Origin of the sequence: Pseudohongiella sp. (genome assembly GCF_040877505.1) — a bacterium.
Taxonomy (GTDB): domain Bacteria; phylum Pseudomonadota; class Gammaproteobacteria; order Pseudomonadales; family Pseudohongiellaceae; genus Pseudohongiella.
The window spans coordinates 18,316-41,289 of sequence record NZ_JBBDNQ010000046.1 but is presented as its reverse complement, the minus strand read 5'-3'; the positions used below and the strand labels follow the sequence as shown (position 1 = coordinate 41,289).

Annotated in this window: 24 protein-coding genes; 9 read left to right on the top strand and 15 right to left on the bottom strand. The window is 57.3% G+C overall.

All coding sequences use genetic code 11. The features are described from left to right. Positions 1 to 2 precede the first annotated feature (2 nt). Complete coding sequence (locus WD071_RS16995; RefSeq protein ID WP_368049598.1) at positions 3 to 764, top strand: hypothetical protein; 762 nt, start codon at positions 3 to 5, stop codon at positions 762 to 764. An 8-nt stretch (positions 765 to 772) separates the two neighbouring features. Here the strand turns inward: WD071_RS16995 and arsH are convergent, their stop codons facing one another. From arsH to WD071_RS16960, 7 genes are all read right to left on the bottom strand, one after another. Further along, positions 773 to 1,528: an arsenical resistance protein ArsH gene (gene arsH, locus WD071_RS16990; RefSeq protein WP_368049597.1), complete on the bottom strand. Its 756-nt coding sequence runs from the start codon at positions 1,526 to 1,528 to the stop codon at positions 773 to 775. Between the two features lie 14 nt (positions 1,529 to 1,542). Next, positions 1,543 to 2,742, bottom strand: a complete 1,200-nt coding sequence (locus WD071_RS16985; RefSeq protein WP_368049596.1) for an MFS transporter — start codon at positions 2,740 to 2,742, stop codon at positions 1,543 to 1,545. 52 nt (positions 2,743 to 2,794) lie between these two features. Next, complete coding sequence (locus tag WD071_RS16980; protein WP_368049595.1) at positions 2,795 to 3,301, bottom strand: PadR family transcriptional regulator; 507 nt, start codon at positions 3,299 to 3,301, stop codon at positions 2,795 to 2,797. A 32-nt stretch (positions 3,302 to 3,333) separates the two neighbouring features. Next, on the bottom strand, positions 3,334 to 3,750 hold the full coding sequence (locus WD071_RS16975) for a DUF6768 family protein (protein ID WP_368049594.1): 417 nt from the start codon (positions 3,748 to 3,750) through the stop codon (positions 3,334 to 3,336). A 25-nt stretch (positions 3,751 to 3,775) separates the two neighbouring features. Further along, positions 3,776 to 4,297: an RNA polymerase sigma factor gene (locus tag WD071_RS16970; protein ID WP_368049593.1), complete on the bottom strand. Its 522-nt coding sequence runs from the start codon at positions 4,295 to 4,297 to the stop codon at positions 3,776 to 3,778. A gap of 156 nt (positions 4,298 to 4,453) precedes the next feature. Next, a complete protein-coding gene (locus tag WD071_RS16965) occupies positions 4,454 to 5,074 on the bottom strand; it encodes a glutathione S-transferase family protein (protein ID WP_368049592.1) in 621 nt (206 codons plus the stop codon). 86 nt (positions 5,075 to 5,160) lie between these two features. Then, positions 5,161 to 5,907 (bottom strand): glutathione S-transferase family protein, encoded by a 747-nt coding sequence (locus WD071_RS16960; protein ID WP_368049591.1) that lies wholly within the window; start codon positions 5,905 to 5,907, stop codon positions 5,161 to 5,163. Positions 5,908 to 6,083: 176 nt separating this feature from the next. On the opposite strand from WD071_RS16960, the gene WD071_RS16955 reads away from it, so the two are divergent. From WD071_RS16955 to WD071_RS16930, 6 genes are all read left to right on the top strand, one after another. After that, the gene (locus WD071_RS16955; protein WP_368049590.1) at positions 6,084 to 6,767 is read left to right on the top strand and encodes a TetR/AcrR family transcriptional regulator; all 684 of its coding nucleotides are present in this window, start codon (positions 6,084 to 6,086) and stop codon (positions 6,765 to 6,767) included. Between the two features lie 240 nt (positions 6,768 to 7,007). After that, positions 7,008 to 8,207 (top strand): efflux RND transporter periplasmic adaptor subunit, encoded by a 1,200-nt coding sequence (locus WD071_RS16950; RefSeq protein WP_368049589.1) that lies wholly within the window; start codon positions 7,008 to 7,010, stop codon positions 8,205 to 8,207. A 55-nt stretch (positions 8,208 to 8,262) separates the two neighbouring features. Continuing rightward, on the top strand, positions 8,263 to 11,460 hold the full coding sequence (locus tag WD071_RS16945) for an efflux RND transporter permease subunit (protein ID WP_368049588.1): 3,198 nt from the start codon (positions 8,263 to 8,265) through the stop codon (positions 11,458 to 11,460). Continuing rightward, positions 11,460 to 12,923, top strand: a complete 1,464-nt coding sequence (locus tag WD071_RS16940) for an efflux transporter outer membrane subunit (RefSeq protein ID WP_368049587.1) — start codon at positions 11,460 to 11,462, stop codon at positions 12,921 to 12,923. Before WD071_RS16945 ends, WD071_RS16940 begins: the two co-directional genes overlap by 1 nt. Before the next feature lie 50 nt (positions 12,924 to 12,973). After that, positions 12,974 to 13,933, top strand: coding sequence for a helix-turn-helix transcriptional regulator (locus tag WD071_RS16935; RefSeq protein WP_368049586.1), 960 nt, complete (start codon positions 12,974 to 12,976; stop codon positions 13,931 to 13,933). 1 nt (position 13,934) lies between these two features. Beyond that, positions 13,935 to 14,861, top strand: coding sequence for an AEC family transporter (locus WD071_RS16930; protein ID WP_368049585.1), 927 nt, complete (start codon positions 13,935 to 13,937; stop codon positions 14,859 to 14,861). A 9-nt stretch (positions 14,862 to 14,870) separates the two neighbouring features. Here the strand turns inward: WD071_RS16930 and WD071_RS16925 are convergent, their stop codons facing one another. From WD071_RS16925 to WD071_RS16915, 3 genes are read right to left on the bottom strand one after another with little or no spacing between them, the layout of a single operon-like run. Then, positions 14,871 to 15,632, bottom strand: coding sequence for an ABC transporter permease (locus WD071_RS16925; RefSeq protein WP_368049584.1), 762 nt, complete (start codon positions 15,630 to 15,632; stop codon positions 14,871 to 14,873). After that, positions 15,629 to 16,591 carry an ABC transporter ATP-binding protein gene (locus tag WD071_RS16920; protein WP_368049583.1) on the bottom strand — a complete coding sequence of 321 codons (963 nt, stop codon included), beginning with the start codon at positions 16,589 to 16,591 and terminating at the stop codon, positions 15,629 to 15,631. Before WD071_RS16920 ends, WD071_RS16925 begins: the two co-directional genes overlap by 4 nt. Before the next feature lie 37 nt (positions 16,592 to 16,628). Next, complete coding sequence (locus WD071_RS16915; protein WP_368049582.1) at positions 16,629 to 17,222, bottom strand: NADPH-dependent FMN reductase; 594 nt, start codon at positions 17,220 to 17,222, stop codon at positions 16,629 to 16,631. A gap of 88 nt (positions 17,223 to 17,310) precedes the next feature. Between WD071_RS16915 and soxR the strand changes: the two genes are divergently transcribed. Further along, positions 17,311 to 17,772 carry a redox-sensitive transcriptional activator SoxR gene (gene soxR, locus WD071_RS16910; protein ID WP_368049581.1) on the top strand — a complete coding sequence of 154 codons (462 nt, stop codon included), beginning with the start codon at positions 17,311 to 17,313 and terminating at the stop codon, positions 17,770 to 17,772. Between the two features lie 132 nt (positions 17,773 to 17,904). Here the strand turns inward: soxR and WD071_RS16905 are convergent, their stop codons facing one another. Continuing rightward, positions 17,905 to 19,380 (bottom strand): MFS transporter, encoded by a 1,476-nt coding sequence (locus WD071_RS16905; protein WP_368049580.1) that lies wholly within the window; start codon positions 19,378 to 19,380, stop codon positions 17,905 to 17,907. Between the two features lie 151 nt (positions 19,381 to 19,531). Between WD071_RS16905 and WD071_RS16900 the strand changes: the two genes are divergently transcribed. Beyond that, on the top strand, positions 19,532 to 20,029 hold the full coding sequence (locus WD071_RS16900; protein WP_368049579.1) for a VOC family protein: 498 nt from the start codon (positions 19,532 to 19,534) through the stop codon (positions 20,027 to 20,029). A gap of 16 nt (positions 20,030 to 20,045) precedes the next feature. On the opposite strand, the gene WD071_RS16895 is transcribed toward WD071_RS16900, so the two are convergent. From WD071_RS16895 to WD071_RS16880, 4 genes are all read right to left on the bottom strand, one after another. Next, on the bottom strand, positions 20,046 to 20,261 hold the full coding sequence (locus WD071_RS16895) for a BrnA antitoxin family protein (RefSeq protein ID WP_368049578.1): 216 nt from the start codon (positions 20,259 to 20,261) through the stop codon (positions 20,046 to 20,048). A 125-nt stretch (positions 20,262 to 20,386) separates the two neighbouring features. Continuing rightward, complete coding sequence (locus tag WD071_RS16890) at positions 20,387 to 20,746, bottom strand: YciI family protein (protein ID WP_368049577.1); 360 nt, start codon at positions 20,744 to 20,746, stop codon at positions 20,387 to 20,389. Positions 20,747 to 20,771: 25 nt separating this feature from the next. Beyond that, a complete protein-coding gene (locus WD071_RS16885) occupies positions 20,772 to 21,602 on the bottom strand; it encodes a YciI family protein (RefSeq protein WP_368049576.1) in 831 nt (276 codons plus the stop codon). A 72-nt stretch (positions 21,603 to 21,674) separates the two neighbouring features. Beyond that, positions 21,675 to 22,925 carry an RNA polymerase sigma factor gene (locus WD071_RS16880; protein ID WP_368049575.1) on the bottom strand — a complete coding sequence of 417 codons (1,251 nt, stop codon included), beginning with the start codon at positions 22,923 to 22,925 and terminating at the stop codon, positions 21,675 to 21,677. Positions 22,926 to 22,974: the final 49 nt, after the last annotated feature.

Here is a 22,974-nt window from a genome sequence, read left to right as displayed (position 1 = left end):
TTATGTTGCTGGCAAACTGCGCAATAGGCAACCCTGAACCCCGTGTTCTGGTATTGCCAGAAGATCAGGATAAACTCGATTCGCTGATGATTACCGGCACCCGTGAATATCCCCAACTACAAGGCCTGTCGAGGATTGTTGTTGGGGGATCGGGCGAGTCGTACTACATCGTAGACACCCAGCTGACAAGTCAGCGATACATTCTGGACAGCCTGTCGCGAATGCCCCGGGAAACGACGATCAGCATAAAGCAGGATCACTGGAACGGGTTGTTTTGGAACGTTGCCAACCTGCAGCTTGGTGGCGGCGGTCGCGACACGGTTCATTATCGTTATTTTGATCCTTCGCTCCCGATTCAACTTGATCAACAACAAACCCAGAATGGATCAGCTCAACAGCAATCCGTTTACCTGACTGAGCATCGCTTTAACGTAGATGACTGCGCTGAACTTCGCGATGCCATCAACACGCTACAATCAACCTTGATCAGCGCTGTAGCCAATATCGGGCATGTACCGCCGCCAGCCCCCGGCGAGGTTGAGGAGGTCATTGTTGGCGGTGGGGGATATGAGCTGCAAGTCAGAATGCAGGACCTGGTGGCCAGCTATTCCGTGGGCCCGAACTCCAGGCAGGCCCACGAGGCAACCAGGCAGGTTGCGCAGGCGATTGGGCGCTGCGCCCGGGAACATCCCGGCGAGCAGCGCCCGGTCAACATCTGGGGTGGTTCACCCGTTAGCGAGATCATCTTTACACGGGATGATTGAATCGCGGGTCAAGGCCGACCTCCCCGACCGATAGCAATCGCCGCCAGATCCTGCTCGACCACCAGCGGTATCTCGGCGGCTTTGCGCTCCGAGTAGCGATTGGTCAGGGCCTGGCTGTGCGGCCTCAATAACAGCGTAAAACGAATCAGCTCTTCCATCACATCCACAATGCGCTCGTAATACGGCGAGGCGCGCATACGGCCATTGTCATCAAATTCCTGAAACGCCTTGGCAACGCTGGACTGATTGGGAATGGTGAACATGCGCATCCAGCGACCAAGCTGGCGCAGCGTGTTGACCGAATTAAACGACTGCGAACCCCCGCTGACCTGCATCACCGCCAGGGTTCTGCCCTGTGTGGGACGAACGGCACCTATGCTCAACGGCAAGTGGTCAATCTGCGTTTTCATCACGCCGGTGATCTGGCCGTGGCGCTCAGGACTGCACCACACCTGACCCTCTGACCAGATCGCCAGCTCACGCAGTTCCTGCACTGCCGGGTGGTTATCGCCTTCCACCTGATCGGGCAGCGGCAGGTCCGACGGATCAAATATTTTTACCTCGGCGCCCAGAAAACGCAGGATACGTGCGGCTTCTTCTGTCACCAGGCGGGAGAAGGAACGCTCGCGCAACGAACCGTACAACAGCAGAATGCGTGGTGGATGCGGCAGATAGCTGTGCTGGTCGTGCCAGACTTTTTGCTGAATGTAACGGGTGTCCAGCGCCGGCAAATGATCGGGATCCGGCAGATTGCGTACTCTCATTTCTCATGACTCCTTTACGATTTGTTTAATACAGGTTTGATAAACATCAGTGCGATAAAGGCCAGGCAGCCGAGCGCAGCGGACAACAGCAGCGCATGCAGTCCAAAGCGGTCAATCAGCACAGCAAATAACACCGGTGCAAAGGCCTGGCTGACCCGCGCCGGCATCATCAGCCAGCCCTGTCGCAAGCCATAGTCCTGCGGGCCGAATATCGCCAGCGGCAAGGTGCCCTTGGCGATAGTAAGAATGCCGTTGCCCGCGCCGTGCAGCACGGTGAACAGCGCCGCCACCGGGGACCCCAGCGCCAGGACACACACAACACCCAGCGGATGGGTAAGTGACGCCATGCGCGCGGATAACAGCGGATGAAAGCGCTGCAATAATGCGTATTCAAGGAACCGGGCGCCGACCTGGGCGGGGCCTACCAGGCCTGCAACCAGCACCGCCGTGGCCAACGGCAGACCGCTCTCCTGCAACAGCCGTGGCAGGTGCGCCGCCATCGCTGTGCTGGTGAACCAGGTCACGGCAAACACAAACGCCAGCAACGCCATGGTCAAACCGCCTTTGCCCTGCGCTTTCGGTGTCGACCCTTCCTCAATCAGCACCGTCCGGGTCTTTTTCATGCGCGGCAACACCAGCCGGTTCAGCGGCAACCCAATCACAAGATGCGCGGCCGCCCACACCAGACAGGCCCCGCGCCAGCCCAGTGTGCTTTCCAGGCCTGCGGTGATCGGCCAGCAGATGGTGCTGGCAAAACCGGCGATCAATGTGATGCCGGTAATGGCGTTACGCGCGTTGCTGCCATAAATGCCGGCCAGGGTGGAAAACGCCGCCTCATACAAACCCATCGCCATGCCGACGCCGATCACCAGCCAGGCCAGCCACAAGGTCACCGGGCCAACCGCCTGACTCAACAGCAACAGACCCAGGGCAAACAACACGCTGGACATCACCAGCACCGGACGACCACCACGATGATCAATACGGCGCCCGATCATCGGCCCCAGCAATCCCGACAACACCAGCGCCAGCGAAAATGCGCCAAACACATTACCAGTGCTCAACCCCAGATCTTCGGCAATTGGCACCGCCAGAATAGCCGGCAGGTAATAGGTGGAACCCCAGCCCAGCGTCTGCACCACACCCAGCGACAGTACAATGGGCAGGCGGCCGGGCGGCGAATCAGCTGGGTGCAAATGATGGGTGTCGGACACTTACCTTCTTCCTCTAGGCATCGAACAACGAGGCATAAACCGCAAAAAAAATTCAGCGTGCATCGGTGGGCTCCGGGCTGCAGCAGGCCTTGGCACTTGATTGGCTACCGGCACTTGATTGGCTACCGGCACTTGATCGGCTACCGGCACTTGCCTGGCTATTGGCGTCCGCCGCCATGGATTGGCTCGCCATAATACACGCCGTTGCTTCCTGCCAGGCGTCGACTGCTACCTGGAAAGCATCACGCCCCTTCTGCGTCAGTGAATACACCTTGCGCGCGCGCCCCTGAACCGTTTCAGTATCACAGTTCAGGTAGCCGCCCGCCTCAAACTCATTGAGCATGGGATACACCGTGCCTTCGGACGGACTGCAGCAGCCGCCCGTGCTTTTTTCCACCGCCTGCACCACCTCGTAACCATGCATGGGGTGCCGGTGCAGTACCGACAGCACAAAAAACTTGGACAACGACATTTTGATGGTGCCGTGCCAATAGGCCGCGCTGCCGTAGTCGGGCGCTTGCCGGGTGCTGGTTTTTGCGGTGCTGGGTGTTGTGCTCATGGCGTGTAATTTATACCTCGATGATGGAGGTGTCAATTGCTTGCGCCAGTATTTTTTTCTTTGTTTGTATCCGCGCCAGCGCTGACGACCGCTTTCAGCCTATCCACAGCAATCTCCACGCGCTTGATCTCACGCAAAACCGAGATCCGCCGGGCTTCCATCCAGCTCCATTGTTTCATGGCGACCTGCGCCATCAAGGTGACGATGAACCACACACCCCAATAGATCCGCGCATCAAGCGTGTCTGCCACCACAAACTCGTAGCCGCACCACAACATCGCCGCCGTCACCAACAAGATGACGATGAACACCAGCACCATCCAGCGTCCCAGACCGCCCTTGAAGGTGTTGCCCACCATCGCGAACATGCCCTGCTGGTCTGTCAGTAACGCGTCCAGATCTGCTGAATCGTTGCGCAGTTCATGCCTGATTTTTTCGTCAATGTTCATGCTACGTTCTCCTGTGTATTTTTTGTCAGACATCAAAACGTTCTTTGAGCAGCTTTCTTGCCCGGAACAGCCGCGATTTCACCGTGCCCGGCGCCAGCTCTGCTACTGCGGCGATTTCGTCAACAGTCAGTTCGTCCAGGTAGTACAGATGGATAACCTGGCGCTCCAGTGGCGGCAGTCGGCCGATGGCCTGGTGCAGCGCTTCGCTATCCATGATGGCGTCCTCATCAATCGGCTGCTCCGCATTCTCAAACGGCTCCGTGGTGTCTCTCTGCCGTCTGGCAGCCCGCAGCAGATCTATCGCCTGCCAGCGCACCGAACGATACAGCCAGGCGCGCAATGCGCGCGGATCATCCAGCTGGCGGATGTTCCTGGCGAGCTGCATCCAGGCGTTCTGCACCGCGTCCTGCGCGAGTTGCTGATGATTGCAGATCCGGTAGGCGTAACGCAGCAGCGGCGAGTGGTACAGTTGGAAAACGATGCGAAAAGCGCGCTCGTTGCCCTCCTGCATCGCCAGCACCAGATAATCCAACTCCGATTGATGCATAGTCGTCCGTAAAGTCTGTGTTTAGTCTTATGACGATACCCTTGGCGGGAAGGTTCATTTTTTTTGATCGGGCGCGTCGGAGGATCGGTCTGCGGATACCTGGCAGGCTGTTAACTGACAGGTTGTTGGTCTCAACAACCTGTCAGGCCCAGAATATCAATCCTGCTTGATCAAGGCATCATCCAGCTCATTGGCGCGCCTGGCAGCGTCACGGCCTTCGATCCTGGCCAGGTAGGCGGTGAACGCCGGCAAGGGCTCAATGTTCTTCTGCATAATTCCCCAGCCCAGATAACTGCCAATGAGCACGTCGGCCGCAGTGAACTGATCTCCACAAATGTAGGGACCTTTTTCCAGCGCGGTCACCATGGCATCAATGGCGTCCTGGTAGTGCCCGCAACCGATGGACACCGCATTTTCATCATCAATCTTCCAGCCGAAGGCCTTTGACGTGGTTGCCATCTCCAGTGGTCCCGCAACAAAAAACATCCAGCGATAATAGGTGCCACGCATTTTGCTGCCGGACGCTGGCGCCAGGTTCTTTTCCGGAAACTGGTCAGCCAGATACGCACAAATCGCCGCCACTTCAGTGACCACGGTGTCACCATGTTTAATCGCTGGCACCTTGCCCATGGGATTGATGGCCAGGTACTCGGGTGCCTTCATGGTGCTGCCGTATTCCAGCAGTTGTACATCATAGGGTTCACCCAGCTCTTCCAGCATCCAGCGCACGATGCGACCACGAGAATAGGGGTGCGTGTAGAAAGTAATAGTGTTCATGTGATATCTCCTGAATTTTAATGGTTGTTAATGGAACTGGTAGTTAATGGAAAGGGTAATAGCCAAGCCAACTGACTTTTTTCGCTTCATGCGGACTTTCGGTTGTTAAACGACTGAATGTTCAAATCATCCAGGGTCAGGTGGCCTTTAAAAGTACTGCCACTGACAATGAACTCATTCTTTTCGATGGCAGTCGCCAGTCGGACCGCTGGATCACGCTGCAGCTCCTGCAAATGAAAGTGCAGGCTGGGGTATGCTTTTTCCACGTCAAACAGCTGATGGTAGTCAATCCAGCGGGCGATGCCTGCCAGGTAGGCGTCTGCCACCGAACGGCCGGCGCGACCGAGCAGCCACTGCTGATCGGCCAGCAGTCTGTCCAGATATTCACAACACCGGACAACTTCATTGGTGCCCACCTCACGCAGGACTGCTTTGACCTTTGGGTCGGCATCACCCATTTCATAGGCCGTCCATAGTGGCGCAAATGCTGCAAAAAAATCCGTCACCAGGTAGGACAGCATCTGGTTAAGTGCATCGTAGTCCTCACTGCCCTGGCTGAACTGCGGGTTTCGCACCAGATCGCGGCTGGCGATATGTAAAAGAATCGCCAGACTTTCGTTGATCACCTGGTAGCGATTGCCGTCCGGCGCATCGTTAACCACCAGCAGCGACGGTGTTTTGTAGAGAGGGTTCAGCGCACCGAAGCGCGAGTCCCAGGGCTGGTCCAGCATTTCTACGCGGCTCAGGTAATAGGGCTGCTGCAACCACTCCAGCGCCACAATGGCACCAAAAGAGCATCCCTGGGGTACGCCGTAAAATAAAACGGTCTGCATTGTTTTTCTCCTTATGCGGGTCTATTGGGTTATGCGGTGCGGTCAAAGCCACAGCGACAAGGCCAGTCTAAATGCCATATAGGGCATATTCAGCCCTAGTAGAATGTGGCTATTTGTTGACAACATACCCATCGGTACGTACCATAAATTTCACCTTCACCAACAGACAGGTTGTAATGACCACACCAGCAATCGAGAAAGATGTAAAAGACAGCAAGCAACCGGATACCAAGCAGAAACTGCTGGACACCGCCAGCGAACTGATCTGGAAGAACAACTATGACACCGTTGGTATTGCGGAAATCTGCAAGAACGCCGGCGTAACCAAAGGTGCGTTCTACCATCACTTCACCTCGAAGGCGGACCTGTTCCTCACCGTGTGTGCCAGCCAGTGCGAAGACGTCACACGCAAGATGGATGACATGCTGTCATCCCGGTTTACTCCCCTGGAGCAACTGGAAAACGTCATGGCTCACCTGCTGGAGAAGCAGTGTTGTGACGGTGTTGTTGAAATCCGTGGCTGCCCGCTGTTCACCGCCGGGTCCCAGGGCAGCTGTGAAGATCAGGGTATCCGCGACACCGCTCGCGACATGTCCACACTGAGCATCAATCACTATACCCGCCTGGTCGGCAATCTTGCCGCCGGCAAGTATCTTAATCACATACCTGATGCGGAACAGACCGGCCGCCTGATCCACCAGTTCATCGAAGGCCTCTGGCTGCACGGCCGCATGCATCAGGACCTTGAGCAATTGAGCATTGACCTGCGCGAAGGCCTGTATCGGGTACTTGATGTCAAACAACGCTATCGCGTTAGCAGCGCCGGTCACGATACCCCCAAGCTGGCATCCGTCCGCTAACAATACCTCCCCCGACCATCCAGTCCGCCTGATCCTCAGCCATCGGTTTCTTCATCAGGCTTGATGAGTCCCGGTAGCGCCTGTCCGCCCGTTTTTCCGCGTTTCGATAGATTTTCCTGTCGCAGGCTTGACGACATACCGACCGGTATGTATGATACTGCCTCACATACCGACCGGTATGGATGTATCGCTCATTTGAGTGCTATTGAACCTCAATCCAAGGATATGCAGGAGCAGGACATGATCGTTCGCTGGAATCGACTCCCTTTTAAACTCTCTGTTGGAACCGTGCTGCTGTTTGGTGCGCTGGCGTATCTGCTGTTGCAGATGCTCCAGTCACCAGGCACCGCCAACGCTGCCGATCCGGCAGAAGCTTTCCCCCCTCTCCAGGTCGAAACCGTGACCGTGGATTATCAGCCCTTGCGCACCTGGACACGATATTCCGGACGTCTGGCGGCTACCGAACAGGCCGCAGTCCGTCCCCTGGTGAGCGGAACCATCCAGCAAGTGCTGTTTGAAGATGGCAGTTATGTGGAAGCTGGACAGGTGCTGTTTGTCATTGACCCCCGACCCTTTGCCGCTGCGGTACAACGCGCTAGCGCAGAACTGGTGTCGGCCGAATCAGCGATTACCCTGGCGCAGGTAGAATTTGACCGCGCCGAAGGTCTGGCAGATCGCGATGTGGTTTCACGAAGCATTCTGGATCATCGTCGCAACGATCTGAACAATGCCCGCGCCCGACGTGACGCGGCAAAAGCCGAACTGGTCAACGCTGAGCTGCAACTCGACTACGCCCACGTCAAGGCACCGTTTGCCGGCCGTGCGGGCCGCGCGGAAGTGACCGTTGGCAATGTCGTCGGCGCCGGGGTCAATGCACCGGTGTTGACCCACATCGTCAGCATGGATGAGCTTTATGCCGAATTTGATGTCGACGAGGCGCGCTACTTCGAACTGCTGCGCGGGCAGCAATCGGCGCAACGCCTGCAGGCGCTGAATCCGGAAAAACTCAGCGGTCTTGCTGATATCCCGGTGGACATTTCCGTCAACGCCAGCGGCAACCAGCATTCGGTTTACCGTGCCCGGCTGTATGCCTTTGACAATCAGCTTGATGTCGCGTCAGGTACTATCAGGGCGCGTGCGGTCATTGAGAATGCGGACCAGATTCTGTTACCCGGCATGTTCGCCGATATCAATCTGGGTAGCGTCAGCACCGAACCGACACTGCTGGTGCCCGAACGCGCCATCAGCCCCAACCAGGACCGACGTTTTGTCTACGTGGTGACCGATGACGGCCGCACCGAGTATCGCGAACTCAGACTGGGACAAACCATTGAGGGCCAGCGCGTGGTACTCGATGGCCTGGCATCAGGCGAGCGCGTGGTGGTCAACGGCCTGCATCGGCTGAGCAATGATATGCCCGTAAGCGTTGCTCAGCACTGAGCAACGCACGTAACAATTCCCCCGTACAGTCAAGCCCAAATTTTCGGAATCCGTCATGAACTTCTCACGCTTTTTTATTGACCGGCCGATCTTCGCCAGTGTCATTTCCCTGCTTATTCTGCTTGCAGGTCTGATTGCGGTTTTTAAACTGCCCATCACCGAATATCCGGAAGTGGTGCCGCCATCGATCATTGTCAACGCGCAATTCCCGGGGGCAAGCCCGGCGGTTATTGCCGATACCGTGGCCACACCGCTGGAAGAACAGCTCAGTGGTGTGGAAAACCTTTTGTACATGTCATCCCAGGCTAACTCGGACGGCCTGCTGACATTGACCGTGACCTTTGCCATCGGCACCGATCCCGACCTGGCGCAACAGCATGTGCAGAACCGCATCAGTCAGGCGCTGCCCAGGCTGCCCGACATCACCCGCCAGCTGGGTGTGACCACCATCAAGAGTTCGCCTGACCTGACCATGGTGGTGCACTTGCGCTCACCGGATGCGCGTTACGACATGTTGTACCTGCGCAACTATGCCCTTCTCAACATCAAGGATGAACTGGCCAAGGTTCCCGGTGTCGGCCAGGTGCAGATGTTCGGCTCCGGTGATTACGCCATGCGCCTGTGGCTGCAGCCGGACAAAATCGCCGAGCGCGGGCTTAACGCCCAGGAAATTGTCGACGCTGTGCGCCGTCAGAATGTTCAGGTCGCTGCCGGTGCCATCGGCGCCGCGCCCAACCCTGCACCGCTGAACCTGCAATTGCCTGTCATCACCCAAGGCCGCCTGGAAACCGTAGAGGAATTTGGCAATATCATTGTGGCGACCAATGCCAGTGGTGGTATCACCCGTTTGCGCGACGTGGCACGTATTGAACTGGGCGCGTCGCAGTACGCGCTGCGCTCTCTGCTGGACAATGATCAGGCGGTCGCGTTGCCGCTGTTCCAGGCGCCCGGTGCCAACGCCATTCAGATCTCCGACAATGTTCGCGCCACCATGGCCAGGCTAGAAGAAGCGTTTCCGGAAGGCCTGGAATACAGCGTTGTTTATGACCCTACCGTGTTTGTCCGAGAATCCATCAACGCCGTGGTCAAAACCATGCTTGAGGCGCTGGTGCTGGTGGTGATCGTGGTTATTCTGTTCCTGCAGAACTGGCGTTCATCGCTGATTCCGTTGCTGGCGGTGCCGGTGTCTATCGTGGGCACGTTTGCGTTGATGTACGCCTTTGGCTTTTCCATCAACGTGCTGTCTCTGTTCGGTCTGTTATTGGCCATTGGTATTGTGGTCGACGATGCCATTGTGGTGGTCGAAAACGTGGAGCGTAATATTGAAAACGGCCTGGCGCCCCGTGAGGCCACATACCAGGCCATGCGCGAGGTCAGCGGACCGATCATCGCCATTTCGCTGACCCTGGTCGCCGTCTTTGTACCCATTGCGTTTATCAGTGGCATCAATGGCCAGTTCTACCAGCAATTTGCCCTGACCATCGCTATTTCCACCATCATCTCGGCGTTCAATTCCCTGACGCTGAGTCCGGCGCTGTCAGCTCTGCTGCTGAAAAGTCGCGAACAAAAGGCAGCGGACTTTGAGCGCAGCAATCGCTTTGCACCCACTCGCTGGCTGAACCGATTCTTTGCCGGCTTCAATCGTCGTTTCGGTCGCGCCTCGGACCAGTACAGCGTCACGGTCGGCAAGTTGCTGGGGCGACGCACGGCATCACTGGCCGTATACGGCCTGTTGCTGGCGCTGACCTGGGGCGGATTCCAGGCATTGCCCAAGGACTTCATTCCGATTCAGGACAAACAGTATCTTATCGCCTTTTCCCAGTTGCCCGCCGGTGCCACGCTGGACCGAACCGAACAGGTTATTCGTGACATGTCTGAAACGGCGCTGGAACATCCCGGTGTCGAAAGCGCGATTGCCTTCCCCGGTCTGTCCATCAATGGTTTCACCAACAGTGCCAACGAGGGCATCATTTTTGTCGGGCTGACACCGTTCAGTGAGCGCAAGGCGGACGAACTGTCGGGCCCGGCCATTGCCAACGAACTGCAGACCATGTTCAACGGCGTCGATGAAGCGTTTGTGTCCATCTTCCCACCGCCACCCGTCAATGGGCTGGGCACCATCGGCGGTTTCCGGCTGCAGATTCAGGACCGGACCGACCAGGGTTATGATGCCCTTAACGACGTCATCACGAACGTCCTGCAGAAGGCCTGGGCAACGCCGGAACTGGCAGGAGTGTTCAGTAGTTACCTGATCAACTCACCACAACTGGTCGCGGAACTGGACCGTGATCGCGCCGTGCAGTTGGGATTGTCCATGCCGGACGTCTTCTCAACCATGCAGATCTACCTGGGCTCCTCGTACATAAACGACTTTAATCTGTTCGGGCGTACCTATCAGGTTATTGCCCAGGCGGATTCGGGTTACCGGGATACCGCGGATGATATCGAGCGCCTGCAGATACGCAGTGCCAACAACACCATGATTCCGCTGGGATCGATTGTTGATGTGCAGGAAAGTTACGGGCCTGCCAACGCCACCCGGTATAACGGTTTTCGCGCCGGTGATATTAACGGCGGCCCGGCGCCCGGTTTCTCCAGTGGTCAGGCGCAGGATGCGATTGAGAAAATTCTCGATGAAACCCTGCCGCCGGGCATGGCTTATGAATGGACCGACCTGACCTATCAGGAAGTACTGGCGGGCAATACCGCACTGCTTATCTTCCCGTTGTGTCTGTTACTGGTGTACATGGTACTTGCCGCGCAATATGAAAGTCTGACGCTGCCGTTGGCCGTGATCATGATCCTGCCGCTCAGCGCCATTGCCGCCCTGGTCGGCATCTGGCTGGCGGGCGATACCATCAATATCTTCACCCAGATCAGTCTGTTTGTGTTGCTGGGGCTGGCGAGTAAAAACGCCATTTTGATTGTGGAGTTCGCGCGTGAGCTTGAACACAAGGGCATGACTATCACGGCGGCCGCCGTCGAAGCAGCCCGGCTTCGCCTGCGCCCGATCCTGATGACGTCACTGGCGTTTATCATGGGCGTGCTACCCATGGTGATTTCAACCGGTGCCGGCGCGGAGATGCGCAACATCATGGGGCTGGCCGTGTTCTCCGGCATGATCGGCGTCACCCTGTTCAGTCTGATGTTGACCCCGGTGTTTTATGTCGTGCTGCGTAGCGCTGAAGAGCGCTTTCGCAGAACCAAAACCGTAGAACAGCCCCAAACTACCCCGATTGCGGAGATCGATTGATGCGTCTTTCTGGAACAACATTTAAACTTAATGTCGCCAATGCCCGGGCGCTGACGCTGGCTTGTGCATTGGTATTGTTGACGGCCTGCGCCAGCTCCGCACCCGGTTCCTCCGTGGACCCCCGCGCGTCGGGCGACGCCCTGCTGCCGACTGCGTTTGATCAGTCGACCGGTGTTTCGCAAACTGTTGCCATCGACACGGGAGAAGTTGTCGCGCAGTGGTGGCGACAGCTGTACGACCAAAGGCTGAATGCGTTGATAGATGAAGCCATGCAACATAACCACGATGTGCGTATTGCACTGGACAACCTGGCGCTGGCAAGGACGCTACGCGACGGTGAACAGCTGAACTATCGACCGACCACTTCAAGCTCGGTGGACGCCAACCGGCAACGCGTGGCGGATGCCAGCGGCCGGCCAGCCCCGGACAATCCTTTTGACAGTTACAGCGCCGGGTTTGACGCCAGTTGGGAGCTCGACCTTTTTGGCCGCGTGCGACACACAGTGGCCGCCGCCAACGCCGAGGTGGCAGCGACCCAGGCAGAACTTGATGGCGTTTATGTCAGCCTGGCCGCGGAAGTGGCCGCACGTTATATTCAGCTGCGTGGGCTGCAGCAACGCCGCAGTGTGGCCCAACGCCACAGCAACAACCTGATGCAATCACACGAGCTGACCGTGCAACTGATGAACGCCGGTATGGGCGATGCACTGGATGTGCAACGGGCACTGACCCAGCTTGAGTTGGTACGTGCACGGCTACCGGCGCTGGACGCCCAGATTGAGCAGACCGTGCGCCGGCTGTCTGTGCTGACCGGACAGGCGCCGCGAACATTGGTCCAGCAAATGAGTGATGTCCAGCCATTGCCATCAATACCGCCGTCCATCGCTACCGGGGACCCGGCCACTCTGCTGCAACGACGCCCGGACCTGCGTCGCGCCGAACATCAGTTGAGTGCCGACATCGCGCGTTACCAGGTCAGTGTCAGCGATCTGTATCCGCGTATTTCCATCAGCGGCAGTATCGGCTTTCTGGCCACACATTTCGCCGACCTGGGTTCCGGCGGCACACTTAATTATCTGTTCGGTCCACGTGTGAGCTGGGATGCATTTGACATGGGCCGGGTGCACAATCGTATTGATGCGCAGGATATTCGTGTACGCATGGGGCTCGCGCGCTTTGAACAAACCCTGCTACTGGCGCTGGAAGACGTGGAGAATGCGATCAGTGCATTGGACCGGGAGAGCGAACGGCAGGCACGACTGCGGTCAGCGGCCGAGGCCAGCACACACGCAAGCAACCTGGCGGCAGAGCGTTTTGAAGCGGGATCTGACAGTTTTCTGGACGTGCTCGACGCCCAGCGCACCCAACTGGAAGCAGAGGATTTGTTAACGCAAAGCGAAACCGATATGGCACTGAGCGTCGTCAGTGTGTATAAAGCTCTGGGAGGCGGCTGGCAGCAATGACCTAACCCCAACGAGTCAGCCTTGACCCGCCATCAAAAGAGGGACGCACTATGCCCGGACCAACGACCAGGGTGATGGCACTTCTGGAACTACTGCAAACTCATGGCCGTTTGACCGGTGGCGAGATTGCCCAGCGCCTGGACGTTGATGTCCGTACTGCGCGCCGCTACATCACCGTGCTGGAAGAGCTCGGCATTCCGGTAACCACCGAACAGGGACGCTACGGTGGTTACATGCTGGTAGCCGGATTCAAGCTGCCACCGATGATGTTCACCGACGAAGAAACCCTGGCAGTGTCGCTGGGTCTGCTGGCGGCGCAGCAACTTGGACTGGCAGAATCAACGCCGGCTATTGCCAGCGTGCAGGCCAAACTGGAACGGGTCATGCCGGCCAATCTGAAGCAGCGCGTACGCGCGGTCAGCGATACCACCCGCCTGATACTGCCGCGCGTAGAGCCCAGTTACGATAACCGCACGCTGCTCACACTGACCACCGCCATCCAGTCCGAACGACGCGTGAGTTTCGTTTACCGCTCGCCAAAGGAAGAGGTGATGCAGCGCGACATGGATCCGTACGGGCTGGTGTTCCGGCGTGGGCGCTGGTATGTCAGTGGGTACTGTCACCTGCGCTCGGACCTTCGCTCATTCCGCCTGGATCGCATCCAGAAGGTCAAAACACTGGAACACAGCTTTACTCGACCACAACGCTTTGATGCCGCCGAACACCTCAGTCGTAGTTTCAGCAACATGCCGCGCGAATACCCAGTGTCGGTTGTGCTGCACACTGACGCTGATACGGCGGCCAAGATGTTTGGGTTCCATCCGGACATCGTGGACATGTTTCAGCAACAGGAAGACGGTCTGTTGCTCAACACCCACACCGATAGTTACCAATGGTTTGCCTGGTGGTTATCGCATATGCCTTTCCGATTTACAGTGCAGGGCCCAACGGAATTGAAACAGGCATTACGCGACCAGGCCCAGCGCCTGCTTGACGCGGCCGGTAGCTGACATGGAAAACTTTGTTCTGATTCTGGTCTACCTGCTAATTGGCACTTTGTTGCGCCGGGTCAGGCAGTTCCCCGCCGATACCGGCACTGTGCTGAATCAATATGTGTTGTACGTGGCGCTACCAGCGCTGGTGTTGCAGAAAATACCCCTGCTGGATTTTTCCAGTCAGCTCTGGATACCGGCGGTGTTGCCCTGGGCGCTGCTGCTGGTGACCGCCGGCGCCGTGCTGCTGGCCGCCAGGTTGTGGCAGTGGCCGCGCAATGTGACGGGCGCACTGCTGGTGGTGCTGCCACTGGGCAATACCTCCTTTCTGGGTTATCCCATGGTGGAGGCGTTTTACGGTGATGCCGGACTGCCGTTTGCCATCATCTATGACCAGGCCGGATCCTTTCTGGCACTGGTCACTTACGCCGCGATTGTGGCAGCCTGGTTCAATCCGGCGGCCGATGTCCGGCCCAGTGGCGCGCAGATCCTAAAAAAGATCCTGCTGTTCCCCGCCTTTGTTGCTCTGGTTCTGGGGCTGGTGCTGGGGCTGGTTTTGAAGGGCACGAGCTATTCACCGTTCATGGAACTGTTGCTGGACTCGCTGGCCGCCACGCTGGTGCCCGTGGTGATGATTGCCGTGGGTTTCCAGTTGCGCCTGAAACTGGAGACCGGGCAGACCACGCCGCTGGTGTTTGCGCTGGGTTTTAAACTGCTGCTGATGCCGGCCATCGCATTGGGCCTGTTATGGCTGTTGCAGCCGCAGCCGTTACTGATGCAGGTGGTGATTCTGCAGGCCGCCATGCCGCCGATGATCACCGCCGGCGCGCTGGCCATCGGGGCGTCACTGGCGCCCCGGCTTGTCGCCGCGCTGGTCGGGCTGGGCCTGCTGTGCAGTTTTATCACCCTGCCCCTGTGGTACGGGTTGCTGCAGGGCTGGGTGTAAAAGCGTAGGTCACACCTTGATCTTGTAGCCGGTGCGGAATATCCACCAGATAATGCCCAGACAAATCAGCATAAACAGCACAATCATGCCTAGACTGAAGGCAGCGTTCACGTCCGACACGCCGTAAAAGGCCCAGCGAAATCCGTTCACCAGATACACCACAGGATTAAACAGCGTGATGGTCTGCCACACCGGCGGCAGCATGCTGATGGAATAGAAACTGCCGCCCAGAAAGGTCAGCGGCATCACGATCATCATCGGCACAATCTGCAAGCGCTCAAAGCCATCGGCCCACACCCCCAGAATAAAACCAAGCAGGCAGAAGGTCACGGATATCAGCACCAGAAAGGCCAGCATCCACAACGGATAGACTATCGAGAAATCAACAAAGAAGCGCGCCGTCACCAGAATGATCAGGCCCAGCATCACCGATTTGGTCGCCGCCGCACCCACGTAACCCAGCACGATTTCAAACGCAGACATGGGCGCTGCCAGCACTTCATAGATGGTGCCGGTAAACTTGGGCATATAGATACCAAAGGCGGCGTTATTGATGCTTTCCACCAGCACGGTCAAAAGTATCAGACCCGGCACAATGTACGCCGCATAGCCAATGCCGTCGATCTCGGTCATGCGTGAACCAATAGCCGAACCAAAAACAATAAAGTACAGGGAGGTGGTCAGCACCGGCGATACAATGCTCTGCAACATGGTGCGGAATGTTCTTTTCATTTCGAACCTGTAAATCGCCTTGATAGCCTGGTAATTCATTTTGGGTCTCCTTGTGCAATCGTTCGGGCATCATCGCCGGACACCAGGCTGACAAATATGTCTTCCAGTGAACTCTGTGAAGTCTTCAGATCCTTGAACTCAATGCCATGGTCATACAGCGTGCGCACTACCCGGCCGATTTCGCCGTAGTCGCTGCGGGTATCGTAGGTGTACACCAGCTTGCTGCCGTCGTCGCTGAGTTCCAGACCATCGATGCTGAGTCCAGCCGGCAAGGCCGACAACGGCGCAGGCAACTCCATCAACATTTCCCGTTTGCCCAGCTTCTTCATCAGTTCGGCTTTGTCTTCCACCAGCACGATCTGACCCTTGTTGATCACACCAATCCGGTCCGCCATGTCTTCGGCTTCCTCGATATAGTGCGTGGTCAGAATGATGGTGACGCCGTCCTGGCGCAGCTGACGGATCATCTGCCACATGTCACGACGCAACTCGACATCAACGCCAGCCGTGGGTTCGTCCAGAAACAGAATCTGCGGCTGGTGCGACAGGGCCTTGGCAATCAGGACCCGGCGTTTCATGCCACCCGACAGCGCCATAATCTTGCTGTCCTTCTTGTCCCACAGCGACAGGCTGCGCAGCAGCTTTTCCAGATAACTGTCGTCCGGTTTGCGTCCATACAGACCACGCGTCAGCGTCACTGTATCCCAGACCGTCTCGAACATGCTGACGGCGAGTTCCTGAGGTACCAGGCCAATCTTTTTGCGTACCGCGCGGTAGTCGCGAATGATATCCAGGCCATCCACCTTCAACTCACCCTCACCCGGATTGACCAGGCCACACAAAATACTGATCAGGGTGGTCTTGCCGGCGCCGTTGGGGCCAAGCAAGGCGAAGATCTCGCCACGTTTGATGCTCAGATTGACCTTGTCCAGTGCATGAAAACCTGAGGGGTAAACTTTGCTCAGGTTTTTGACACTGATAATGGGGTGTTCCTGCATGCATTCTCTCCTGTTGTTCTACATAACATTTCGACGCCTACGCCACCTGGCTGTACGTCCGTTGTTGTCTCGCGTCCCGCAACGCGCTGGCCCACCAGTGCAGTTTCGCCAACATTCTGTTCAGCGATTTTTCCGCCGCCTCAGGCTCCCTGAGTTGGCCGTGCTCATCAAAGCGGTTCCAGGCGCTGGCAAAACTCACACTGTCGCGCAATGTCACCGCATGCAGTTCAGCAAACACCAGTCGTAACTGCTCTACGGCGCGCAGTCCGCCCGACACGCCGCCATAGGACACAAAACCAACCGGCTTGGCCTGCCACTCTTCATACGCCATATCAATGACGGTTTTAAGGGCGCCTGTGAAACTATGGTTGTATTCCGGAGTCACCACAATAAATGCGTCCGCGTCATCCAGACGCTGTCGCAATTCTGCGACGCCCGCACTTTCCTGCAGATCGGCCCAGCCCGGCATCGGCAACTCGGCCGGATCAATGACCTGCACCGAAAATTCGCAGCGTCCTTCAAACGCCGACATGAGCCAGGCGGTAACGGTGTCACAGAAGCGCCCGGCACGAGTGCTGCCCATCACCACGGCCACTTTGATTTTTTCCACGTTTGGTTGGTCGAATGCCATATCAGAACTCCTTTATATCTTATGGCTTGCACTCATCACTGAACGCATGGTAAAACCTCAAGTAATATTGAGGTCAAGCGTTTTTATCATGTCCGATCACGACACGTTTCATACCGAGTTGAGCGTTGGCGAGCTGGCGCAGCGTAGCGGCGTCACCGTCTCCGCCATTCATTTCTATGAACAAAAAGGCCTGATCAAGAGCTGGCGCACCCAGGGCAACCAACGTCGTTTTCCGCGCAGTGTGTTACGCCGTGTCGCCATCATCAAAGTGGCACAGCGCACCGGCATTCCTCTGAAAGACATCGGTGATGCCCTGCGCTCATTGCCTGACGGCCGCAACCCGACCGCGACCGACTGGCGAAAACTTTCGGCGCGCTGGCGCCGGGATCTGGACGAACGCATCGATCAACTGACCCGCTTACGCGAACAGCTTAGCAGCTGTATCGGTTGCGGTTGCCTGTCACTGCGCGACTGCCCATTGCGTAACCCCTGGGATGAACTGGGCGAGGAAGGTCCCGGCGCCCGACTGCTGGAAACCGACCCTGACTGACCGACTTTTTGAAACCAACCAAGCATACGCGGTAATGCGGTCAAATTTCGCCCTGATTAACACAGTTAAACATGTGAATCACCCTGCATTATTTATCAGGTAGTCGTTCACAGGTCAGTCAGATAGACAGCCTCAGGCAGACGATTTTCGGCCTGACAACAACAGGGCAATCACGCCGCACAAGGTCAGGGCCGCTAACACAATCACACCGGCGCGAAAGCCGGCCAGTCCGCCGCCACCCAGACTCCACGCCACTGCGGCCACAGCAGGTCCCACCGCGTTACCAAAGGTGCGTGCCACCGTGCTGATACCACCGGCGGTCCCCGTCTGCCCGGCCGGCGCCGCGTGCAGTATTGCGGCCATATTGGGCGCATTAAACAACGACATGCCCAGACCAATCCAGGCCATGCGCCAGGACAGCGCCCAGACGCCGGCGTTCGCGGTGACACTCAGCATGCTCACCACACCGGCCAGCATCACCACCGCGCCGAAAACGGAAATCCATTGCGGACCGTATCGATCGGAAATATTTCCCGCCAGCGGGGAGACGGTTGAGGCGGTGATGACAAACGCCATCATGGCAACACCCAGTACTTCAGGGCTGCGCTGCATGACGTCAGCAATAAAAAACGGCAACGAGAAAACCATCAGGCCCATCGTCGACGCCAGCAGCATCAGCGACAATACTGGCAAACCAAATTCGGCGCGGCCCAGCAGAGACCTGACCCCACGCGCCGAGCTCTGGCGACTCCAGACCCAACCAAACAGGGTGGCAATGACCAGCAACCCGGCGCCCAGCAGCGGACGGTTTTCAAACTGTTCCAGCGCCAGCAGTGCAGACACCACACAGCCACCAATCAGCAAGGTTTCCCTGAGCATGGAATAGTCCGGAAACGGCAGACGCTGCAGCCAGGTGATGCGGCTGCCATCGGCATTTTGCGTCAGCCCCGGGATGGTGTAATAACCCATCCACAACACCAGCGCCAGGAACGGAAACTTGACCAGGAACACCTCGCGCCAGCCCAGATGAGTCGCCACATAACCACCCAGTGGCGCCATCGCGATGCTGCCCACCATCATGATCATGGCGATATAGCTCATCGCCCGTCCGCGCTCACTGACATGCACGGTGGCAGTCACGGTGGGGAAATACACCGCCAGGTACAGGGCACTGGCCAGGCCCTGCAGCAGGCGGCTTAACAGCAGCATCGGAAAATTCGGTGACACGGCAGTCAGCACACTGGTGACCCCGACACCGACCAGCGACAACATGAATACCCAGCGAATGTCTGCCCGGTCGACCCAGCGGCCGGCGGAAATGGCCATGGCGGCCAGCGGCAATGAATACGCCAGCAACACCCACGCCGTGGCCTGGGAACTGACCCCCAGTTCCTGCGCGATCAGGGGCAGACCAAAAGCCGACATGGTCAGTTCACTGGCCACAATCAGGGTCGCCAGCGCCAGCGTGATGACGGCGCGCCATTGCGTGGCCGGTTCTGTTGCGGTTTGTTGCTGAGCGGACTCCTTACCACGACCATCACTACCACCGTCGCTAACGATGTCGCTAACAACGTCGATGATTTCCTGCCCCTGATCCCTGCTTGTCATCCTGCTGGCTCCTGTGAATTGGCCGCCATGTTAATTCCTCAACCTAAGCTGAGGTCAACAGGTTTTTTGTGTCCTCGACAACGCAATTGTCGAACGGCGGCGCAGCGGCACGACTATACAATACCAAAGCCGATAAAACAGGAGCCTACCCATGTCCATCAGTCACCGAGTCAGTCCCTGCCTGTGGTTTGATACCCAGGCCGAAGAGGCCGCCAACTTTTATATTGGCATTTTCAAGAATGCCGCCATCACCCGCATCAGCCGTTATGGCGAAGCCGGGTTCGAGTTTCACCAACGCCCGGCCGGCTCGGTGATGGTGGTGGAGTTTGTGCTCGACGGGCAGACGTTCACCGCGCTCAATGGAGGGCCGGTGTTCAAATTCAGTGAGGCCATTTCATTCCAGATCAACTGCGATACGCAGGCAGAAATCGATCACTACTGGCAGCAGCTGGGCGACGGCGGTCCGGCAGAGGCTCAGCAATGCGGCTGGCTGAAGGACCGGTTCGGCGTGTCATGGCAGGTGGTGCCCAAAGTGCTCGGCGACATGATGACTGATGCGGATCCGGTGAAAGTGCAGAAGGTGACTGAGGTCATGCTGCGCATGAAGAAGCTGGATATTGCCGCGCTGCAGCATGCCTATGACAGCTGAGCCTTGTTATGAATTTTTAATCCCAGGACAATTCCAGCTTCTTTTCATTGACGGCACAGTCTCTCAAATACAGGTTTATGAGAGTTTGGTAGGGAATCCCGGATTCTTCAGACAGGGCTTTGAAGTATTCAACAGAATCTTTATCCAGCCGCATGGTGACTGGTTGCTTTAGGTATTTGATGTAAGGGTTTTTCTTGCCCTTCATTTTTGAAAAATCGTAGTGTTCTCTCATTTTCGCTAGCTCCCGTAAGCGTCCTGTTCATCTTTATCAGCTGCTCTGGCTGAGGCAATTAGTATGTACACTGTACATACTTTAATGAACGACGCAAGAAGCCGACGAGTCTCACTACGCCAGCCTCACTTCTTCGGCGGCAGCTCACGGATCGGGCGCAGCTCAACACTGCCCAGCCGCGCCGGTGGAATGTTGCTTGCCAGCTGAATGGCCTCGTTCAGGTCACGTGCATCGAGCAGATAAAAACCTGCCAGCTGTTCCTTGGTTTCCGCAAAGGGACCATCGGACACCAAGGTCTCACCATCACGCACGCGCAAGGTGGTTGCTGTCTCCACCGGGTGCAGCGCCTGGCCGATAATATAATTGCCGGTGCCGCTGAGTTTTTCCACACAGCGGATACATTCCTGATTCAGATCCTGCCATTCCTGCTCGCTCATGGCATTGATGATGCTTTCCTGATAATAAACCAGTGCCAGGTATTTCATTTTATTGCTCCTTGAAATTTACCAGTCATGCGTCGGGGCTGCCCGCGTTGATCATCCAGTGAATGCCGTATTTGTCCGTCAGCATGCCAAAGCCTTTGGCCCAGAACGTTTCGGCAAACGGCATATAAGCCGAGCCGCCTGCCAGCAACGCATCAAACACCTCTTTAGCAATGGCTACATCGTCATAGTACAACTGCACCGAGGTGCCGGTGGGTTTTTCGTACATCGCTGGCGGGGCATCAGCGCCCATCAGCACACGGCCGCCCAGGTTGATCTCGGCGTGAATGATCTTGTCCTGCCAGTCAGCGTCAGTCTCATCTTTCATGGGCGTGTCGGCATACGGCAGCATGAAGGTGACCTCACCCGACAACACGTCGGCGTAAAAGCTCATCGCCTCGCGACAATTGCCGTTAAATGACAGATGCGTTGACATGCTGGTCGGCTGCCGTGCCAATCGTGCTGCAGAGCGTTTGTGTTTTTCGATGCCTTCGCCGTCAATAAAATCTTCCATTTCATACAGGATGCGCAATTCCAGCGTCACATTGCCGTCGCTGTCCATGCGTGGCCATTTTTTTGCCCATGCAATCGCCTCATCCATCGACGTGACATTGATCATGGTAAACCCGGCCAGCAGTTCCTTGGTTTCGGCAAAGGGCCCGTCGATGACCATGGGCTCACCGCTTTTGAACTGCACCCGCACGCCGGTTGAGGTGGGTTTCAGGCCGGTGCCATCAATCATCACACCGGCGTTGAGCATTTCTTCGTTGTAGTCGGCCATCGCCTGCAGCATGTCATCGGACGGCATCACGCCCTTTTCAGTGTCCGTATCGGCTTTGCGCATTATCATGACTTTCATTGTGTTGTTGCTCCCTTTTGGTTTCCGTCGTACGCAGTAGTCGCATCGGCCCGGTAGCAATCGACAAAGAGATCAGATTTTTTTTGTGGTGTCCGTCAGCGCCGCCAGACGGGCCTGCAAAAACGCGCGTTCCGGTGCCTGTTCGGTCAGCGCCAGGGCTTTTTCATAGGCATCACGGGCCGCATCAGTGTGGCCCAGGCGGCGATAAAAATCCGCGCGCGCCGCATGCAACAGATGATAACGCTCCAGCTTGCCCGCGGTGGCCAGTTCATCCACCAGTTGCAAACCAGTCTCCGGGCCTTCGCACATGGCCACGGCCACCGCGCGATTCAGGGCAATCACCGGCGATGGCGACAAACGGTACAGCGCGTCATACAGACCCACTATTTGCGGCCAGTCGGTGTCCTGGTATCGCGCCGCCTGTGCGTGCAAGGCGGCAATGGCAGCCTGCAGCGTATAAATACCCGCTGGCCCCTGCCGCAGCGCCCGGTGCAGACACTGCACACCTTCGGCGATCTGCGCCTGATCCCAGCGTCCACGATCCTGTTCATCCAGCGTGATCAGGCGACCGGCGTCATCCTGCCGCGCGGCCTTGCGCGAATCCTGCAGCAGCAATAACGCCAGCAAACCAGTGATGTCCGCGCTGTGTGCCGTGTCCGGCATCAACTCAGCCAGCAGCCGCGCGAGACGAATGGCCTCCACCGCCAGGTCGGCGTTAACAATTACATCCCCCTGGCTGCTGGAATAGGCCTCGTTGTACATCAGGTAAATGACCTGCAGCACCGCCGTCAGGCGCGCGGGCAGTGCATCGGCGGCGGACACTTCATACGGAATCGCCGCCTCCCGGATCTTGCGTTTGGCACGCACAATGCGCTGCGCCACCGTGGTCGGCTGCTGCAATAAACCGCGCGCCACCTGCTCGGTAGTGAGACCACACATTTCACGCAGGGTCATGGCCAGTTGTGCCTCCACCGACAATGCGGGGTGGCAGCAAGTGAAGATCAGCCGCAGCCGATCATCGGCGATGGCGGGGTCGTCGAACTCGGGTTCTTCCTCTTCATCCTCCGCCAACAGCGGCGCATAACGTCGTGCGGTCTGATTACGACGGATCTGGTCGATGGCCCGAAAGCGACCGGTGCTGACCAGCCAGGCGGTAGGATTGGCCGGCACCCCGTCCTGCGACCACTGCTGCAGGGCCAGTGCAAACGCCTCGTGCATGGCCTCTTCCGCCAGTTCAAAATCGCCCAGCAATCGGATCAGCGTCGCCAGTATGCGACGGGAATGGTGTTGATAAATGGCATCCAGCTCGTTCGCGATCGACATGAGTCCTGTCCCTGTTTTGCTTGCCCGGCAACAACCGCTGATCTCGTAT

Excerpts from the sequence above, each read along its gene's own strand:
- WD071_RS16995 (WP_368049598.1), top strand. The coding sequence starts at position 3 with ATGTTGCTGGCAAACTGCGCAATAGGCAACCCTGAACCCCGTGTTCTG.
- arsH (WP_368049597.1), bottom strand. The coding sequence starts at position 1,528 with ATGAGAGTACGCAATCTGCCGGATCCCGATCATTTGCCGGCGCTGGAC.
- WD071_RS16980 (WP_368049595.1), bottom strand. The coding sequence starts at position 3,301 with ATGAGCACAACACCCAGCACCGCAAAAACCAGCACCCGGCAAGCGCCC.
- WD071_RS16975 (WP_368049594.1), bottom strand. The coding sequence starts at position 3,750 with ATGAACATTGACGAAAAAATCAGGCATGAACTGCGCAACGATTCAGCA.
- WD071_RS16970 (WP_368049593.1), bottom strand. The coding sequence starts at position 4,297 with ATGCATCAATCGGAGTTGGATTATCTGGTGCTGGCGATGCAGGAGGGC.
- WD071_RS16965 (WP_368049592.1), bottom strand. The coding sequence starts at position 5,074 with ATGAACACTATTACTTTCTACACGCACCCCTATTCTCGTGGTCGCATC.
- WD071_RS16960 (WP_368049591.1), bottom strand. The coding sequence starts at position 5,907 with ATGCAGACCGTTTTATTTTACGGCGTACCCCAGGGATGCTCTTTTGGT.
- WD071_RS16955 (WP_368049590.1), top strand. The coding sequence starts at position 6,084 with ATGACCACACCAGCAATCGAGAAAGATGTAAAAGACAGCAAGCAACCG.
- WD071_RS16950 (WP_368049589.1), top strand. The coding sequence starts at position 7,008 with ATGATCGTTCGCTGGAATCGACTCCCTTTTAAACTCTCTGTTGGAACC.
- WD071_RS16945 (WP_368049588.1), top strand. The coding sequence starts at position 8,263 with ATGAACTTCTCACGCTTTTTTATTGACCGGCCGATCTTCGCCAGTGTC.
- WD071_RS16940 (WP_368049587.1), top strand. The coding sequence starts at position 11,460 with ATGCGTCTTTCTGGAACAACATTTAAACTTAATGTCGCCAATGCCCGG.
- WD071_RS16935 (WP_368049586.1), top strand. The coding sequence starts at position 12,974 with ATGCCCGGACCAACGACCAGGGTGATGGCACTTCTGGAACTACTGCAA.
- WD071_RS16930 (WP_368049585.1), top strand. The coding sequence starts at position 13,935 with ATGGAAAACTTTGTTCTGATTCTGGTCTACCTGCTAATTGGCACTTTG.
- WD071_RS16925 (WP_368049584.1), bottom strand. The coding sequence starts at position 15,632 with ATGAATTACCAGGCTATCAAGGCGATTTACAGGTTCGAAATGAAAAGA.
- WD071_RS16920 (WP_368049583.1), bottom strand. The coding sequence starts at position 16,591 with ATGCAGGAACACCCCATTATCAGTGTCAAAAACCTGAGCAAAGTTTAC.
- WD071_RS16915 (WP_368049582.1), bottom strand. The coding sequence starts at position 17,222 with ATGGCATTCGACCAACCAAACGTGGAAAAAATCAAAGTGGCCGTGGTG.
- soxR (WP_368049581.1), top strand. The coding sequence starts at position 17,311 with ATGTCCGATCACGACACGTTTCATACCGAGTTGAGCGTTGGCGAGCTG.
- WD071_RS16905 (WP_368049580.1), bottom strand. The coding sequence starts at position 19,380 with ATGACAAGCAGGGATCAGGGGCAGGAAATCATCGACGTTGTTAGCGAC.
- WD071_RS16900 (WP_368049579.1), top strand. The coding sequence starts at position 19,532 with ATGTCCATCAGTCACCGAGTCAGTCCCTGCCTGTGGTTTGATACCCAG.
- WD071_RS16895 (WP_368049578.1), bottom strand. The coding sequence starts at position 20,261 with ATGAGAGAACACTACGATTTTTCAAAAATGAAGGGCAAGAAAAACCCT.
- WD071_RS16890 (WP_368049577.1), bottom strand. The coding sequence starts at position 20,746 with ATGAAATACCTGGCACTGGTTTATTATCAGGAAAGCATCATCAATGCC.
- WD071_RS16885 (WP_368049576.1), bottom strand. The coding sequence starts at position 21,602 with ATGAAAGTCATGATAATGCGCAAAGCCGATACGGACACTGAAAAGGGC.
- WD071_RS16880 (WP_368049575.1), bottom strand. The coding sequence starts at position 22,925 with ATGTCGATCGCGAACGAGCTGGATGCCATTTATCAACACCATTCCCGT.